The organism is Brevundimonas sp. KH_058 (assembly GCF_057838505.1).
The window spans coordinates 2,800,708-2,815,331 of record NZ_CM174469.1 but is presented as its reverse complement, the minus strand read 5'-3'; the positions used below and the strand labels follow the sequence as shown (position 1 = coordinate 2,815,331).

The 14,624-nt window shown below is 66.0% G+C and carries 17 protein-coding genes; 5 read left to right on the top strand and 12 right to left on the bottom strand.

Features of this window, described 5'->3' with window-relative positions:
- Window positions 1–109 precede the first annotated feature (109 nt).
- The 3 genes from eno to rpmF all read right to left on the bottom strand — a co-directional run bounded on the left by eno (window position 110) and on the right by rpmF (window position 2,386).
- The gene (eno, locus tag AC3ISA_RS13885) at window positions 110–1,387 is read right to left on the bottom strand and encodes a phosphopyruvate hydratase (RefSeq protein WP_372691918.1); all 1,278 of its coding nucleotides are present in this window, start codon (window positions 1,385–1,387) and stop codon (window positions 110–112) included.
- 88 nt (window positions 1,388–1,475) lie between these two features.
- Entirely contained in the window at window positions 1,476–2,093 is a 618-nt protein-coding gene (locus tag AC3ISA_RS13880) for a hypothetical protein (protein ID WP_489178324.1), read from the bottom strand.
- 110 nt (window positions 2,094–2,203) lie between these two features.
- Window positions 2,204–2,386 carry a 50S ribosomal protein L32 gene (gene rpmF / locus AC3ISA_RS13875; protein WP_026108365.1) on the bottom strand — a complete coding sequence of 61 codons (183 nt, stop codon included), beginning with the start codon at window positions 2,384–2,386 and terminating at the stop codon, window positions 2,204–2,206.
- 251 nt (window positions 2,387–2,637) lie between these two features.
- Between rpmF and AC3ISA_RS13870 the strand changes: the two genes are divergently transcribed.
- A complete protein-coding gene (locus tag AC3ISA_RS13870; RefSeq protein ID WP_489178323.1) occupies window positions 2,638–3,597 on the top strand; it encodes an NHL repeat-containing protein in 960 nt (319 codons plus the stop codon).
- On the opposite strand, the gene AC3ISA_RS13865 is transcribed toward AC3ISA_RS13870, so the two are convergent.
- The 4 genes from AC3ISA_RS13865 to lipA are packed head-to-tail and all read right to left on the bottom strand — an operon-like array spanning window position 3,594 to window position 6,670.
- Complete coding sequence (locus AC3ISA_RS13865; protein WP_372691913.1) at window positions 3,594–4,139, bottom strand: sugar O-acetyltransferase; 546 nt, start codon at window positions 4,137–4,139, stop codon at window positions 3,594–3,596. The genes AC3ISA_RS13870 and AC3ISA_RS13865 overlap by 4 nt on opposite strands.
- Window positions 4,136–5,251: an NAD(P)/FAD-dependent oxidoreductase gene (locus tag AC3ISA_RS13860; protein ID WP_489178322.1), complete on the bottom strand. Its 1,116-nt coding sequence runs from the start codon at window positions 5,249–5,251 to the stop codon at window positions 4,136–4,138. The genes AC3ISA_RS13865 and AC3ISA_RS13860 overlap by 4 nt, the downstream gene beginning before the upstream one ends.
- Entirely contained in the window at window positions 5,248–5,700 is a 453-nt protein-coding gene (locus AC3ISA_RS13855) for a type II toxin-antitoxin system RatA family toxin (RefSeq protein WP_489178321.1), read from the bottom strand. Before AC3ISA_RS13855 ends, AC3ISA_RS13860 begins: the two co-directional genes overlap by 4 nt.
- 7 nt (window positions 5,701–5,707) lie before the next feature.
- A complete protein-coding gene (lipA, locus tag AC3ISA_RS13850) occupies window positions 5,708–6,670 on the bottom strand; it encodes a lipoyl synthase (RefSeq protein WP_489178320.1) in 963 nt (320 codons plus the stop codon).
- A 183-nt stretch (window positions 6,671–6,853) separates the two neighbouring features.
- Between lipA and AC3ISA_RS13845 the strand changes: the two genes are divergently transcribed.
- On the top strand, window positions 6,854–8,398 hold the full coding sequence (locus AC3ISA_RS13845) for an AMP-binding protein (protein ID WP_489178319.1): 1,545 nt from the start codon (window positions 6,854–6,856) through the stop codon (window positions 8,396–8,398).
- Between the two features lie 51 nt (window positions 8,399–8,449).
- Here the strand turns inward: AC3ISA_RS13845 and AC3ISA_RS13840 are convergent, their stop codons facing one another.
- From AC3ISA_RS13840 to AC3ISA_RS13820, 5 genes are all read right to left on the bottom strand, one after another.
- Complete coding sequence (locus AC3ISA_RS13840; RefSeq protein WP_489178318.1) at window positions 8,450–8,830, bottom strand: endonuclease domain-containing protein; 381 nt, start codon at window positions 8,828–8,830, stop codon at window positions 8,450–8,452.
- A 103-nt stretch (window positions 8,831–8,933) separates the two neighbouring features.
- Complete coding sequence (ygiD, locus tag AC3ISA_RS13835; protein ID WP_489178317.1) at window positions 8,934–9,692, bottom strand: 4,5-DOPA-extradiol-dioxygenase; 759 nt, start codon at window positions 9,690–9,692, stop codon at window positions 8,934–8,936.
- A gap of 4 nt (window positions 9,693–9,696) precedes the next feature.
- Window positions 9,697–10,299, bottom strand: a complete 603-nt coding sequence (gene wrbA, locus AC3ISA_RS13830; RefSeq protein ID WP_489178316.1) for an NAD(P)H:quinone oxidoreductase — start codon at window positions 10,297–10,299, stop codon at window positions 9,697–9,699.
- 95 nt (window positions 10,300–10,394) lie between these two features.
- Window positions 10,395–10,853 carry a hypothetical protein gene (locus AC3ISA_RS13825; RefSeq protein ID WP_489178315.1) on the bottom strand — a complete coding sequence of 153 codons (459 nt, stop codon included), beginning with the start codon at window positions 10,851–10,853 and terminating at the stop codon, window positions 10,395–10,397.
- The gene (locus AC3ISA_RS13820; protein ID WP_489178314.1) at window positions 10,829–11,686 is read right to left on the bottom strand and encodes a D-alanyl-D-alanine carboxypeptidase family protein; all 858 of its coding nucleotides are present in this window, start codon (window positions 11,684–11,686) and stop codon (window positions 10,829–10,831) included. Before AC3ISA_RS13820 ends, AC3ISA_RS13825 begins: the two co-directional genes overlap by 25 nt.
- 105 nt (window positions 11,687–11,791) lie before the next feature.
- Between AC3ISA_RS13820 and AC3ISA_RS13815 the strand changes: the two genes are divergently transcribed.
- From AC3ISA_RS13815 to AC3ISA_RS13805, 3 genes are read left to right on the top strand one after another with little or no spacing between them, the layout of a single operon-like run.
- A complete protein-coding gene (locus tag AC3ISA_RS13815; RefSeq protein WP_489178313.1) occupies window positions 11,792–13,153 on the top strand; it encodes an MFS transporter in 1,362 nt (453 codons plus the stop codon).
- Complete coding sequence (gene mazG / locus AC3ISA_RS13810) at window positions 13,150–13,959, top strand: nucleoside triphosphate pyrophosphohydrolase (protein ID WP_489178312.1); 810 nt, start codon at window positions 13,150–13,152, stop codon at window positions 13,957–13,959. The genes AC3ISA_RS13815 and mazG overlap by 4 nt, the downstream gene beginning before the upstream one ends.
- Window positions 13,960–13,967: 8 nt before the next feature.
- Entirely contained in the window at window positions 13,968–14,624 is a 657-nt protein-coding gene (locus tag AC3ISA_RS13805; protein ID WP_489178311.1) for an HAD family hydrolase, read from the top strand.

Below are 14,624 nucleotides of genomic sequence, written 5' to 3'. Positions count from 1 at the left end.
AGCGCGAAAACACAGTTCAGGAACCGTGCCCGAAAATGCCTAACGAAATGTAGCTTGACCGTAAGATAATTGGCGGAGAACGCTGATTCTCCGCCGACAATTCAGTTTCTTATTTCAGCAGCATGCCGTCGCCGAAATAGACGCCCTGATCGCCCAGCATCTCCTCGATGCGCAGCAACTGGTTGTATTTCGCCACCCGGTCCGAACGCGCCAGCGAGCCGGTCTTGATCTGCCCGCAGTTGGTGGCCACGGCCAGGTCGGCGATGGTCGAGTCCTCGGTCTCGCCCGAACGGTGGCTCATCACGGCGGTATAGCCGGCGCGGTGGGCCATATCGACGGCGTCCAGCGTCTCGGACAGGGTGCCGATCTGATTGACCTTGATCAGGATGGAGTTGGCCAGGCCTTCGCCAATGCCCGCAGCCAGACGCGCCGGATTGGTCACGAACAGGTCGTCGCCGACCAGCTGCACCCGATCGCCCAGACGCTCGGTCAGCAGGCGCCAGCCGTCGAAATCGTCCTCGGCCATGCCGTCCTCGATCGAGACGATCGGGAAACGCTCGCACAGATCGACCAGGTAGGCGGCCATGCCATCGGCGTCGACGGTCTTGCCCTCGCCGGTCATGATGTATTTGCCGTCCTTGAAGAACTCGGTCGAGGCGACGTCCAGGCCCAGGTGGAAGTCCTCGCCCGCCAGATAACCGGCCGCCTGCCCGGCCTTGGTGATGAAGCTCAGCGCTTCGTCGGCCGAGGCCAGGTTCGGGGCGAAGCCGCCCTCGTCCCCAACGTTGGTGTTGTGGCCAGCGTCCTTCAGCTGCTTCTTCAGGGCGTGGAAGATTTCGGCGCCCATGCGCACGGCGTCCGAGAAGGTCTCGGCGCCGGTCGGCAGGATCATGAACTCCTGGATGTCGATCGGATTGTCGGCGTGGGCGCCGCCGTTGATGATGTTCATCATCGGGGTCGGCAGGACGCGTGCCGAGACGCCGCCCAGATAGCGATACAGCTCCTGATTGGACGACAGAGCGCTAGCCTTGGCGACGGCCAGGGACACGCCCAGAATGGCGTTGGCGCCCAGGCGGGCCTTATTGGGCGTACCGTCCAGGTCGATCATCGCCTCGTCGATGCGGCGCTGCTGCTCGGCGTCCATGCCTGACAGGGCGTCAAAGATCTCGCCATTGACGGCGTCGACCGCCTTCTGCACGCCCTTGCCGCCCCACATGTCCTTGTCGCCGTCGCGCAGTTCGACCGCTTCGTGCGCGCCGGTCGAGGCGCCCGACGGCACTGCCGCGCGGCCAAAGGAGCCGTCTTCCAGCGTGACATCGACTTCAACCGTCGGATTGCCCCGGCTGTCGAGGATCTGGCGGGCGACGATGTCGGCGATGTCGGTCATGGCTCGGCTCTTTGGCTCAAGGGGCAAGGGAGGTCCGACGGTTTAGCCGCCTCCCCGCCAAACGCCAATGGCGCCGTCGCCCTCGATATCAGGAACAGCCCTCGACCAGTTGAATCGACGGGTCGCCGGCGTGGATCATCATCACCTTGCCATCGCTGCCGATCTCGTAGCGCACGCCGCGCGCCGCCGGATCGGTGACATAGGCGGTCGAGCCGCCGCGCGACCAGACGAACAGATCCTCGGCCGGCGCATCCTGATACTTGTGCGGCTGGGCGAAGAGCGCGCCGCCATAGGCCTGTTTGATCGCCATGCCCGTGTCGCCGACGCCGAACCCGCGGTCGGTCTTGGTCGTCGCGCCGCGCGCCAGGGTGATTCGCGTCAGCACGCCGTTCTGGATCATCACCTGCACGTCCGCCGGTGCATTAGCGGGGTGGAACTGGTCGCAGGTCTCAGGATTGGTGCCGCCCACAGCGTTCGGCTGGGAATCATCGCCCCAGACCTTCACCAGCTCGCCGCGCGTCATGCCGATTCGCACGGGGCCCAGCCCTTCGGCCGTCAGGGCGTTAGGGTCTGCAGCGGGCGCCGCGGGCGTCTCCACAGCCGGCGCAGCGGTCACTGGAGCCGGAGCAGCGGGCTGTTCCTTGCGGTCACAAGCGGCGAGCGTCAGCAGCGCGCAGGCGCTGACGGCGGTGAAACGAATCATCATGCGGCGTCTCCAAATGGAAGCTTCACCGCATTGAACGCACGAAAACGGCGCGCGGGTCACCGCGCGCCGTCGAATTCATCGTCCGGCCGAAGCCGAGATCACTCGAAAGACTAGTCTTCCTTCGGCGTGATGACCTGGCGACCGCGATAGGTGCCCGTCTTCAGGTCAATGTGGTGAGGGCGCTTCAGCTCGCCGGTGTCCTTGTCCTCGACATAGACGTTCGAGGTCAGGGCGTCGTGGGCGCGGCGCATGTTGCGACGCGAGGGGGATACTTTCCGCTTCGGAACGGCCATGTCCGTATCAATCTTCTAAGTCTGGCGCCGCCCAGAGCCGAAGCCTGATCAAGCGCGAAAACGATAGCGGCGGCCCCCAACCCTTCCTTGGAAAGGATGCAGAGCCGCCACGCGAGGCGCGGCTTATGCATGAACCTCGCGAGGATTTCAAGGCGGGTCTTCAAACCAATGCCGAACCCGCATCGCCGCCCCGGTGGCCTAGGCTGAACGGCTCGGGCACAATGCGCAAAAGCGATTACGGGAGACGAACGATGAAGACCAGATGGATCGTCGGCGCGGCCATGACCACCGCCCTTGGACTGGCGCAGCCTGCAGTCGCTCAGGAAGGCGTGCGGATCATTCCCCTGCCCGAAGCCGCCGCCTATCCGGAAGGCATGACCGTCGATCCGACGACCGGCGCCCTCTATACCAACAGCGCCAACACCGGCGTGATCGTGCGACTGGATCCTACGACGGGCGCGGCCGCCATCCTTGGCGATCCTTTGAATATGGCCGACACGCGCCCCGCCACGCCCAAATCGGTCGCCCTAGGGCTAAAGTCGGACGGTGAGGGTCGGATATGGGTCGCCGGGGCCCGCGACGGCTCCATGCATGTGGTGGACAGCGCCACCGGTCGCCGCCTGGCGCGCTTCACGACGCCTGAAGGCCCTTGGCTGATCAACGATGTCGTCCTGACTCAGGACCACGCCTATTTCACCGATTCCCTGCGGCCGGTGATGTGGCGTGTGCCGCGAGGCGCCGTCGCCGACGCAGCGCTGGAGCCGTGGCTCAGCTTCGAGGGCACGGCGCTCGACTTCGGCGAGGCGCCCAATCTGAACGGTATCGCGGCGACGCCGGACGGTCGGTTCCTGATCGTCGTCCACGCCAAGACCGGCCGCCTGTTTCGAATCGCCACCGACACCGGAGAAATCGCGGCCATCGACGCGGGATCTTCGGAGCTTTCGAGCGGAGACGGGCTGGTCCTGGACGGTCAGCGTCTGTTTGTCGTGCGCCAGTCGGCGGGCGAGGTCGTGGCGCTAAACCTGTCGTCCGACCTGCTGACGGCGGTCGAGACAAAGCGAATCAAGCCCGCCGAACTGGCCTGGCCCGCGACAGCGGCCATCAGCGGCGACCGATTGATCGTCGCCAACAGCCAACTGAACCGACGCGCCACCGGCGATCCGGTTCTTCCCTTCAGCCTGGTGTCGATCCCGCTGTCGGCATTCGATTAAGCCAATCGCTTCGCAATCTTCGCCGGATTGCCGACCACGACGACATCGGACGGCACATCCCTGGTCACCACGGCGCCGGCCCCGATCACCGACCGGTCGCCGACGGTGACCCCGGCCAGAACGATGGCGCCGCCGCCGATCCAGACGTCGTCGCCGATGACGATGGGCCGCGCCGTCTCCTCGCCGCGACGCGCAACGGCGTCCAGCGGATGCTCCGGCGTCAGAAGCTGCACCCCAGGCCCAGCCTGAAAGTTGTCGCCGATGCGAATTTCGGCGCAGTCCAGAAACACGCAGTTGGCGTTCGCAAAGGCCCGCGCGCCCAGGTGAATGTTGACGCCATAGTCACAGAAGAAGCCGGGCATGATCACCGCCTTGCCATCGGCCGCGTTCACCAGTTCGTTGACCAGGACGCCGCGCCGCTCGCGATCCGGCTCGGCGTTGATGGCGACGGTCAGGCCGACCGCGCGGGCGCGACCGTCGCGCAGATCGGGATCGCCCGGATCATACGGCAGGCCCGCCAGCATCTTCTCGCGCTCGGTCATTGCATCTCCGTCAGGGCGGCGGCCACGGCTTCGCCTATGGCCAGCGAACTGGTCAGGCCGGGGCTCTCGATGCCGAACAGCGCCATCAGGCCGTCGATGCCGTGATGTTCGCGTCCGTGCAGTTGAAAGTCCGGTTGCGGCTCGCCCGGCCCATGCAGCTTGGGCCGGATGCCGGCATAGTCGGGCGTCAGGGCGCCGTCGGGCAGGCCCGGCCAGAAGCGGCGGATATAGGCGGCGAAATCCTCCGCCTTCGCCGGATCGACCGAGTAATCCTCGGTCTCGACATAAGCGAGGTCGGGCCCGAACACGGCCTGCCCGCCCAGATCCTTGCGGTAATGAGTGCCCAAGGCGCCCGGGATGGGGGGCGGATAGATCAGCCGGTCGAACGGCGCCTTGCCGACCAGCCGGAAATAGACGCCCTTGCCGAAATGACCGGCGGGAATGTCGATGGCCGGATAGCCGTCGATGGCCGCCGCCACGGTTTGCGCCGACAGGCCGGGCGCCGTGACCAGCAGGCGGCTGGTGACCTGCATCGCCCCCTCCCCGCCCACACGAATGGAAAAGCCGCCGCACGACAGGGGTTCGGCGCCCTCGAACGGGGCCGAGACCACGACCGAGCCGCCCGCGTCCTCGATCTCGCCCTGCAGCGCCAGCATATAGCCGTGACTGTCGAACAGGCCGCTCTCGGGCGACAAGATGGCGGCATGGGCGTTCAGTTCGGGCTCCAGCGCACGCGCCTGGGCGCCGGTTAAATGCTCCAGTCCCTCGACGCCGTTCGCCGTCGCCTGTTCGAAGATGGCCTCGATCCGCTCGACCTCGGCTTCTTGCGTGGCGACGACCAGCTTGCCGCACTTTCGGTAATCGATCTTGCGACTGTCCAGGAAGTCATAAAGGGCGCGCCGTCCCTCGACGCAGAAGCGGGCCTTCAGCGATCCTGTCGGATAGTAGAGCCCGCCGTGGATGACCTCGGAATTGCGCGACGAGACGCCCTGGCCGATGTGGCCTTCCTTCTCAAGCACCAGCACCGTCAGACCGCGTTTCGACAACGCCCGACCGCAGGCCAGGCCCACAGCCCCGGCGCCCACGACGGTCGCGTCGAAATCGAAACTCATGGCCTGGGGTATCTCCGCTTCGCCTCGGCCTCGAAACAGCCGATCAGCTTTTCCACCGCCCGGTCAAAGTTGGCCGACAGCATCAGGTCCAGCATCTTCGATTTGAAGGCGAAGTCGATCATGAACTCCAGCCGCGCCCCTTCGGGATGCGGAAAGAGCTCCCACCGGTTCTTCAGATGCTTGAACGGTCCGCGCAGCAGGCCGACCTCGACCTTGGGCGCGTTTCGATCATGCCGGACCCAGGTCGAAAACCGCTCCTTCAGGAAGGAGAAGCCGACCCCCGCCTCGGCGTCCAACACGGTGACGCCCTCGCCTTCCTCACGTTCGTTCCAGACACGCATGGCCGTGACCCACGGCACGAAGTCGGTATAGGCGCGCACGTCGGCGACCAGATCGGCAAGCTGTTCGGGCGCATACGGAAGGATGCGCGTGACGCGGTGGACGGCCATGCGGAACTTAGCGACGCAGCTGCGCCTCGCGCGCCGCCTTCAGCCGGGCGAAATCGTCGCCGGCGTGGTGCGACGAACGCGTCAGCGGGCTGGACGACACCATCAGGAAGCCCTTGGCCCTGGCGATCGCTTCATAAGCCTTGAACTCTTCCGGCGTGACGAAGCGGTCGATGGCGGCGTGCTTGCGTGTCGGCTGTAGATATTGGCCGATGGTGATGAAGTCGACGCAGGCGGACCGCATGTCGTCCATTACCTGCATGACCTCTTCCTTGGTCTCGCCCAGGCCGACCATGATGCCGGACTTGGTGAATTGCTCCGGGTCGCGCTCCTTGACCATCTGCAGCAGGCGCAGGCTGTGGAAGTAGCGGGCGCCCGGCCGGATCTTCAGATACAGACGCGGAACAGTCTCAAGGTTGTGGTTGAAGACGTCCGGCTTGGCGTCGATCATCACCGCCGCCGCCCCGTCCTTGCGCAGGAAGTCTGGCGTCAGGATCTCGATGGTGGCGCCCGGCGCCTGGATGCGGATCTGACGCACGACCTCGGCGAAGTGGGCCGCGCCGCCGTCGGACACATCGTCGCGATCGACCGAGGTGATCACCACATGGTTCAGGCCCATCTGCTGGACGGCCAGGCCCACCTTGCCGGCCTCTTCCGGGTCCAGCGGCTGGGGCAGGCCCGTCTTGACGTTGCAGAAGGCGCACGCCCGCGTGCAGGTGTCGCCCATGATCATCAGGGTGGCGTGCTTCTGGCTCCAGCACTCGCCGATGTTCGGGCAGGCCGCTTCCTCGCAGACCGTCACCAGCCCCTTGGAGCGCACGATCTCCTTGGTCGCATTATACTGGCCCGACCCGGGCGCCTTGACGCGCAGCCAGTCGGGCTTTTTCAGAACGACCGACTCGGGCCGATTCTGTTTTTCAGGGTGACGCAGCTCGGAAGGCTTGCGCTGAAGTGTGTCGATCAGGGTGACCATTCCCGGTATTTCGGACTTTGAGGCCGTTTAGGCAAGGCACACCGGGTAACAGACTTGTCGCAGGCGTGATCGCGCCTCGGAACTCACGCGACGTTACGCATCTTTTCAAGATGACGCGGCGTCATTAATGACAGACGCCCGAACAACAGAGAGGGCCGTCCGCGCCCTCCATAGGAGACGCGCTTGCGCCAGGCCCTGGATCCCTCGCTTTACGACTCGTCCCTGATCGACGCCCTGATCGATGCGCGGGCGCAGTTCGGCGACAAGGAAATCCTGGAGGACCAGGATCGCCATCCGCTCAGCTACACCGGCCTGATCCGCGCCGCCTTCGTGCTGGGCCGCAAGATCGCCCATATGACCAGCCTGGGCGAGCGGGTCGCCATCCTGCTGCCGTCGTCCATGGGCGTCGTCGTTACCTTCTTTGGCCTGCACGCCCACGGCCGTGTGCCTGTGATGCTGAACTTCACCGCCGGCGAGGCCAATCTGAAGGCTGCGATCAAGGCCTCGGGCGTCAGGAAGGTGCTGACCGCCAAACGCTTCATCGATCAGGCCAAGCTGGACGACCTGATCGTCGAGTTGAAGACCGTCGCCGAGGTCGTCTGGCTGGACGACGTTCGCAAGACCATTGGTCTGGCCGACAAGCTGTACGGTCTCGCCGCCGGCGCGGCGCCCAAGCGGTTCCGCGTCAAGACGGACCCGGATGCGCCGGGCGTGGTCCTGTTCACCTCTGGCAGCTTCGGCACGCCCAAGGGCGTGGTGCTGAGTCAGCGTAACCTGGTCGCCAACGCCCGTCAGGTCGCGGCCCATATCGACCTGTTGCCTGAGTGGGTGATGTTCAATCCCCTGCCAACCTTCCACTGTTTCGGCCTGACCGGCGGCGTCATCCTGCCACTGCTGCAAGGGTTGAAGGCGTTCCAGTATCCGTCGCCGCTGCACGCCAAACAGATCACCGACCTGTTGCCCCAGGTGAACGCCTCGATCCTGTTCGCGACCGACACATTCCTGAACCAGTACGGCCGCGTCGCCGAGCCAAACGACTTCTCGACGCTGAAGTTCGTGGTGGCCGGCGCCGAGAAGGTGCGCGAGGAAACCCGCACCCTGTTCAACACCAAGTTCGGCGGCGTCGAACTGCTGGAAGGCTACGGCGCGACCGAGGCCTCGCCCGTGATCGCCGTCAACCATCCTGAACGCAACGCGCCCGGCACGGTCGGCCAAGTGCTGCCCGGCATCGACTGGAAGCTGGAGCCGGTCGAAGGCATTGACGCGGGCGGGCGGCTGATGCTGCGCGGGCCCAACGTCATGAGCGGCTATGTCACCTCGGCCGAGCCCCTGGCCTGGGATCCGATCGGCGACGACTGGCTGGACACGGGCGACATCGTCGATGTCGATGACGAGGGCTATGTCACCATCCGAGGCCGCGCCAAGCGCTTCGCCAAGATCGGCGGCGAGATGGTGTCCCTGACCGCCGTGGAGGGCATTGCCGGCGCCGTCTGGCCGGACCAGCGCCACGCCGTCGTGTCGATCCCAGACAGCCGCAAGGGTGAGAAACTGGTGCTCGTCACCGACCACGCCGAGGCCGAGGTCGCGCCCTTGGCCGAATGGGCTCGCACCAACGGCGCACCCGAGCTGATCGTGCCCAAGAAGATCGTCAAGGTCGCCGAAGTGCCGGTTCTGGGCACCGGCAAGACTGACTACGTCTCGATCCAGAAGATGGTCGAAAGCGCCTGACATGAACATCACCTCCCCGTTCGCGAAGGCGAATGGGGAGGACAGACCGCGTCAGCGGTCAGGTGGGGGCGACTCCGCCGCCAGACGGGCGCTTACCAAATCATAGATAAAATCGACCACCGCCGCATGATCTCGCATCACGCTCACGGCGCTTAACCGCACCACGCGAACGCCGCGCTCACGGAGCCAAGCAGTCCGCCGACGATCATGCGCGATCTGCGCCAGCTCGTTATGGACAGCGCCATCGACTTCGATGGCCAGCTTCGCCGCCGCGCAATAGAAGTCGAGGATGTACGGGCCGATAGGATGCTGACGGCGAAATTTAAACTTGCCGAGGCAGTTGCGACGCAGCGCCTGCCACAGCCGAAACTCCGGCGGCGTCAACGCCTTCCGAAACGCCTTTGCTCGTATGAAACTCAAGCCGTCAGCCATGGCACGAGTAAAACACAACTCAAGTTTGGCGCCGAGTCGCCCCCACCTGGCGCGCAGCGCGCGCCTGTCCTCCCCGTCGGCCTTCGCCGACAGGGAGGTGAAATCAGCCGATCCTGACGCCGGTCATCGAGATCGAGCCGCCGTCGATGCGGTCGTTGAAGAAGCTGACAGCCTCGCCCGGCTCCTGCTGGGCGGCGAGATAGAGGACCGGCAGATAGTGTTCGTCGGTCGGCACGCTCAGCTGGGCGTCTTCGGCCAGATCCACCCAGTCGATCAGGGCGTCGTGGTCTCCCCTTTCGAACGCCGCCTTCACCGCCTCGTTGAACCCGGTCGCCCAGGCATAGGGTTCGGCGCCGTCCTCGCGCTTCCAGGTCCGCAGGTTGTGGACGAAGTCGCCCGAACCGGCGATGACGATCCCTTCGTCCCGCAAAGGCTTCAGCGCCTTGGCCAGTTCGTAATGCTGGCGTGCCGTCAGCTCGCGGTTCAGCGACAGCTGCACCACCGGCACATCGGCGTCCGGCCAGACGTGAACCAACACCGACCAGGTCCCGTGATCCAGCCCCCACTGTTGGGTCTGGATCGCCCCAGTCAGTTCCGACACACGGGCAGCCAGTTGGGGCGACCCGGGCGCAGGATACTGCATCTCGTGAAGTTCACGCGGGAAGTTGCCGAAATCATGGATGGTTTCGGGTCGGTCCTGCGCGGTGACGCCCAGCCCGCGCGTCTCCCAGTGGGCGGAGATCATCACCACCCCTTTTGGCTTGCCGATGGCCTCGCCCAGCGCGCGCCAGGCAGCCCCATAGGGACCGCCAAGCGCATTCATAGGCGAACCGTGACCGAAAAAGACGGCGGGCTGGCGCATCGGATCAGCCGTGCAACTTCTTGGCCAGTTCGGCGATGTGTTTGCCCTGGAACCTGGCGCCGCCCAGTTCGATCTCGCTGGGCAGACGCGAACCGTCGCCGCCAGTGATCGTCGTCGCGCCATAAGGCGAGCCGCCCTCGACCGAGTCCAGCGTCATCATGGCCTGATACGAATAAGGCAGGCCCACGACCGGCATCCCGTGGTGCATGAAGAAGTTGTGCAGCCCCTGGAAGGTGGTTTCCTGACCGCCGTGTTGGGTTGCCGTGGCCGTGAAGGCGCCACCCACCTTGCCGATCAAGGCGCCGCTGAACCACAGGCCGCCGGCCTGGTCCAGGAAGGCGCGCATCTGCGACGCGGCCGAGCCGAAGCGGGTGCCTGCGCCGATGATGACGGCGTCATAGTCCTTCAGGTCATCGATCTTGGCGATCGGCGCCTTCTGGTCCAGCTTGTAGTGCGACGCCTTGGCCAGTTCTTCCGGCACGGTTTCCGGCACGCGCTTGATGTCCACCACCGCGCCTTCGACCTCGCGCGCGCCCTCGGCGACGGCTTCGGCCATGGTTTCGAGGTGGCCATAGGTCGAGTGATAGAGGACGAGGATCTTGGGCATGGGGAGGCTCCGTTGAATGACTGGCCGTCATTCGCAACAACGACCGTTGCTAACTTGGCGTCTCTCTTCGGCCCTTGCAAGACCCCCGTGGGATTTCAACGCACGAAAGGACAGACCGCATCATAGAAGGCCGCGCTGCCTGGCGCCCTGCCCCCTCGCATCCGATGGAAGCGATGTTCCATCACCATGGCCTGCTGCTCGATGTTCAGCCCATCCCAACGACAGTCGGGATCGGCCGAATAGGCGTAGGCGGCCGCATCGTCTCCCGCCTTCAGCTTGGCGAACAGCAGGTTCACCCCCTGCTGCGCTTGCCAAACATGGGTCAGCTCATGCACCAGCACGCCCTGTAGATGCAGCGAGGCCGAGGCGAAATCCCCGGCCATCGCCCTGTGCGGCCAGACGATCCAGTCACGGCCAAACCAACGCCCGGCGACAAAGGCGCGCCGGAACGGCCAGCCGATCAGACGCACGGTCTCCAGGTGCAAGGCGGCCCCGAACGCCTCACGCGCCAGGGCCGCCTCACCCTCGGTCAGGGCGCGAACGAAGGATCCCACGGCCCTACATACTCCCAATGCCAAGGCTCATAGACGTAGGGCGTGAACCCGAACCGCCCGGCGTTGGCAACCAGCCAACGATAGGTCGCCGTCCGCGCCATATGTTCGCGGCTGGCTGGCGAGGTGGAATCGACGCCCTGCCCCGGCGCCTGGCCGACATAGAGATCGACCGCCGTCCCGGTCCTGTGCGGCGAACAGACAGCGCGGCGCAGCCCGTCGCAATTGCCCTGCTGGGCGCAGCGCGCCGCGTCCGCCTCCGGATCGCGGAAGCCCGAGAAAATCTGCAGCAGCTCGGGGTTGCTCGCCACCTCAGGAACCTCGGCGCGGGCGGCGGCGACCAGCCGGCGATAGGCGTCCAGCACGTCGCGACGCAGCAACCGCGTCAGCCGGTCCGCGTGTTCCTCGGATGCGACCAGATAACCCAACTGGTTGATCGGCGGCGGCTCGGGACAGGCCCCGCCGACCCGCGCCATCACGAACGGCCGCCGCTCCTGCCATAGCCCCCTGAACACCTGAAACGTCGCGATGTCGAACAGGCCTGTGGGCGCCAGGCCGTACGTCTGCTGGAACCCCGCCAGTTGCGACGCGAAGATCGGCGTGCCGGGGCCGCAGGGCGTATGCAGTTCGTGCTGGATCAGCGGCAGATAGGCCTGCCACCCCCACTCCGCCGCACCGAACGGCGCCCACTCCATCCCATAGGCCGAGGCCGCATTCGCCAGTGCCTGCGCCTGCCAGCCGTCGGCATTGGTATGGCAGGGGCCGGCCGCATGCGCGCCGCCGGCGAAGACCAACGCAAAGCAAAGGGACAGGAACGCAAGAAGGCTTCGCCACATGGCGCATAGGAAGCCCCAAGCCGGCCGATCTCACAAGTGCATGCTTCGCCGATCGCTGGCATGGTGACGCGCGGCCGACTCGCGCCGCGCCTTTCGGACCGACGCATGTCCACCGCCGCGCCGACCGCGCCCCGCCGCTCCAATGCGGTGCTCGCCGCCTTTTCCGGCCCCTGCCTTCCGCTGGCGGCCTTCGGGGTCGCCCTGCCCGTCACCCTGCCGGAGTTCTACGCCACCCATGTGGGGCTGGAGCTGGGCGTCGTCGCCGCCGTCTTCATGGCCGTGCGCCTGATCGACATCGTCTTCGACCCCTTCATCGGCTGGGGCATGGACAAGACCCGGACGCGCCTGGGCCGTTATCGCCCCTGGATGGCGCTGTCGACGCCGATCCTCATGCTGTCGGCCTTCATGATGTTCGTGGTGGTCCAGCCCGGCGCCGGGCCCGCCTATCTGTTCGGCTGGCTGCTTGTTCTCTATCTCGGCTTCTCGATCGGCACCCTGGGCCAGCTCGGCTGGGCCGCCGTTCTCGCACCCCAGTATGACCAGCGCAGCCGCGTCTATGGCTGGTGGCAGGTTTTCAACATCATCGGCGTGATCCTGATCCTGGTCCTGCCGACCGTGGTGGTCCAGACGGGGATGGGAACCTATGCCGACGGCGTGCGGATCATGGGTTGGGCCATCCTGATCGCCCTGCCCCTGACCATCGGCCTGGCCATGGTCGCCGTGCCAGAGCCGGTCAATAGGGGCGATCAGCCCCACGGGGGGCTGAGCGCCTATCTGGCCCTGCTGAAAATGCCGACGGTGCGCAAGCTGCTGATCGCCGACCTGCTGCTGGGCGTGGCGCCCGGCATCACCGGCTCGCTGCTGTTCTTCTTCTTCGGCCAGATCAAGGGCTACGACCACAGCCAGGCCGGCCTGTTCATGCTGTTCTACTTCGTCGCGGGCCTGTGCGGCGCGCCGATCTGGGCCTGGCTGGCCACACGCATCGGCAAGGACAAGGCCCTGGCGGTCGCCAGCCTGATCTTCGCAGGCCTATACATCGCCGCCACCCTGGTCCCCGGCGGCAACTTCGCACTGACGGCGGCGGCCATGTTCATCGCCGGCCTGCCCTATGCCGCCGGCCTGTTCCTGTTGCGGGCCATGATGGCGGATGCGGGCGACGAGGTGCGGCTGGAGACGGGCGTGGACCGCACCGGCCTGATGTTCTCCATCCTGTCGGCGACGACCAAGATCGGCCATGTGGTGGCCCTGATCCCCTACCTGATTTTGCAATGGGTGGGCTTCAAGGCGATCCCGGAGGCGGGCGGAAACAGCGAGTTCTCCCTGCTGACGCTCCAGGTTCTGTTCATCCTGGTCCCTGGCCTGCTGCTGGCGGCCGCCGCCTGGGTGCTGAAGGGCTATCCCCTGACGCCGAAACGCCACGATGAAATCCGCCTGGCCTTGGAAGCCCGCGACGGAGCCCGTACTTGAGACCCATCGACCGCCTGCTCGGCGTCATGGAGCGGCTGCGCAACCCGGACGGCGGCTGCCCCTGGGACGTGGAGCAGACCTTCGCCACCATCGCCCCCTATACGATCGAGGAGGCCTACGAGGTCGCCGACGCCATCGAGCGAAACGACCTGAACGAGCTGAAGGGCGAGCTGGGCGACCTGCTGTTCCAGGTCGTCTTCCACGCCCGCATGGCCGAGGAACAGGGGCTGTTCGCCTTCGACGACGTGGTCACGGCCATCTCTGAAAAGCTGGAACGCCGCCACCCCCACGTCTTCGGCCCCAATTCTCTTGATGATGGGGCCCAGCGATCGTCCAAGGAACAGACCCTCGCCTGGGAGGTCATCAAGGCCGCCGAGCGCAAGGACCGCAAGAAACCGGGCGTCCTGGATGACGTGCCCGTCGGTCTGCCCGCCCTGACCCGCGCCGCCAAGCTGACGAAACGTGCCGGCCGCGTCGGCTTCGACTGGCCATCGACCGACGAAGTGTTCGACAAGCTGGCGGAAGAAGTCGAGGAGCTGCGGGTCGAGATCGCCGCCGGCGACAAGGCCAAGGCGCGCGAGGAACTGGGCGACCTGCTTTTCGTCGTCGCCAATCTGGCCCGCAAGCTGGACGTCGAGCCCGAAGACGCCCTGCGCGCCACCAACGCCAAGTTTGTGCGTCGTTTCGGTTTCATCGAGGCGGAACTGGCTAAAGACGGTCGCACACCCGACCAGTCCACGTTGGAAGAGATGGACCGCCTCTGGGACGCCGCAAAGGTCGCCGAGAAGGCCGCCTCCAAAGCCTGAGCCGCCGCATGACCTACGACCTGATCATCTTCGACTACGACGGCGTCGTGGCCGACAGCGAGGTGCTGAACAGCACCGTCATGGCCGAGCAGTTGACCGCCATCGGCCTGCCGACCAGCCTGGACGACGTGCTGGCCGCCTATACGGGCAAACGCTGGCGCGACAATCGCCCGACGGTCGAAGCCGCCCTGGGCCGCGCCTGCCCCGAAGACTTTCACACCACCTGGTTCGCGACCTGTCGCCAGCGCGCGCCGCACCAGCTTCAGCCCGTGCCGGGGATGCTCGACTTCGTCGGCGCCCGTCCCGAGGCCCGGTGCATCGCCTCGTCCAGCGGCCCCGACTGGATCGGCGTCGGCCTGGACCTGTTCGGCCTGACCGAACATTTCGACGGCGCCGTCTTCACCGGTCTGGTGGTCGAACGCGGCAAGCCCCATCCCGACATTTTCCTTCACGCCGCCAAGACCATGGGCGTCGATCCATCCTGCGTTCTGGTGATCGAGGACAGCGAGGCGGGCGTCACCGCAGGCGTCGCGGCCGGCATGACGGTCGTCGGCCTGACCGCTGGCGGCCATATCCGCGACGGACATGCCGAGCGCCTGCTGGCCCGCGGCGCCCACCATATCGCCGACAGCTACGCGGCGGTCGCAGCCTTCATGGACCGCTGA

Bases quoted from the DNA above. Each gene is read 5' to 3' on its own strand.
- AC3ISA_RS13855 (WP_489178321.1), bottom strand. From the start codon at position 5,700: ATGGCCGTCCACCGCGTCACGCGCATCCTTCCGTATGCGCCCGAACAG.
- AC3ISA_RS13865 (WP_372691913.1), bottom strand. From the start codon at position 4,139: ATGACCGAGCGCGAGAAGATGCTGGCGGGCCTGCCGTATGATCCGGGC.
- AC3ISA_RS13880 (WP_489178324.1), bottom strand. From the start codon at position 2,093: ATGATGATTCGTTTCACCGCCGTCAGCGCCTGCGCGCTGCTGACGCTC.
- AC3ISA_RS13840 (WP_489178318.1), bottom strand. From the start codon at position 8,830: ATGGCTGACGGCTTGAGTTTCATACGAGCAAAGGCGTTTCGGAAGGCG.
- wrbA (WP_489178316.1), bottom strand. From the start codon at position 10,299: ATGCCCAAGATCCTCGTCCTCTATCACTCGACCTATGGCCACCTCGAA.
- AC3ISA_RS13815 (WP_489178313.1), top strand. From the start codon at position 11,792: ATGTCCACCGCCGCGCCGACCGCGCCCCGCCGCTCCAATGCGGTGCTC.
- lipA (WP_489178320.1), bottom strand. From the start codon at position 6,670: ATGGTCACCCTGATCGACACACTTCAGCGCAAGCCTTCCGAGCTGCGT.
- rpmF (WP_026108365.1), bottom strand. From the start codon at position 2,386: ATGGCCGTTCCGAAGCGGAAAGTATCCCCCTCGCGTCGCAACATGCGC.
- eno (WP_372691918.1), bottom strand. From the start codon at position 1,387: ATGACCGACATCGCCGACATCGTCGCCCGCCAGATCCTCGACAGCCGG.
- AC3ISA_RS13870 (WP_489178323.1), top strand. From the start codon at position 2,638: ATGAAGACCAGATGGATCGTCGGCGCGGCCATGACCACCGCCCTTGGA.
- AC3ISA_RS13805 (WP_489178311.1), top strand. From the start codon at position 13,968: ATGACCTACGACCTGATCATCTTCGACTACGACGGCGTCGTGGCCGAC.
- AC3ISA_RS13820 (WP_489178314.1), bottom strand. From the start codon at position 11,686: ATGTGGCGAAGCCTTCTTGCGTTCCTGTCCCTTTGCTTTGCGTTGGTC.
- ygiD (WP_489178317.1), bottom strand. From the start codon at position 9,692: ATGCGCCAGCCCGCCGTCTTTTTCGGTCACGGTTCGCCTATGAATGCG.
- AC3ISA_RS13860 (WP_489178322.1), bottom strand. From the start codon at position 5,251: ATGAGTTTCGATTTCGACGCGACCGTCGTGGGCGCCGGGGCTGTGGGC.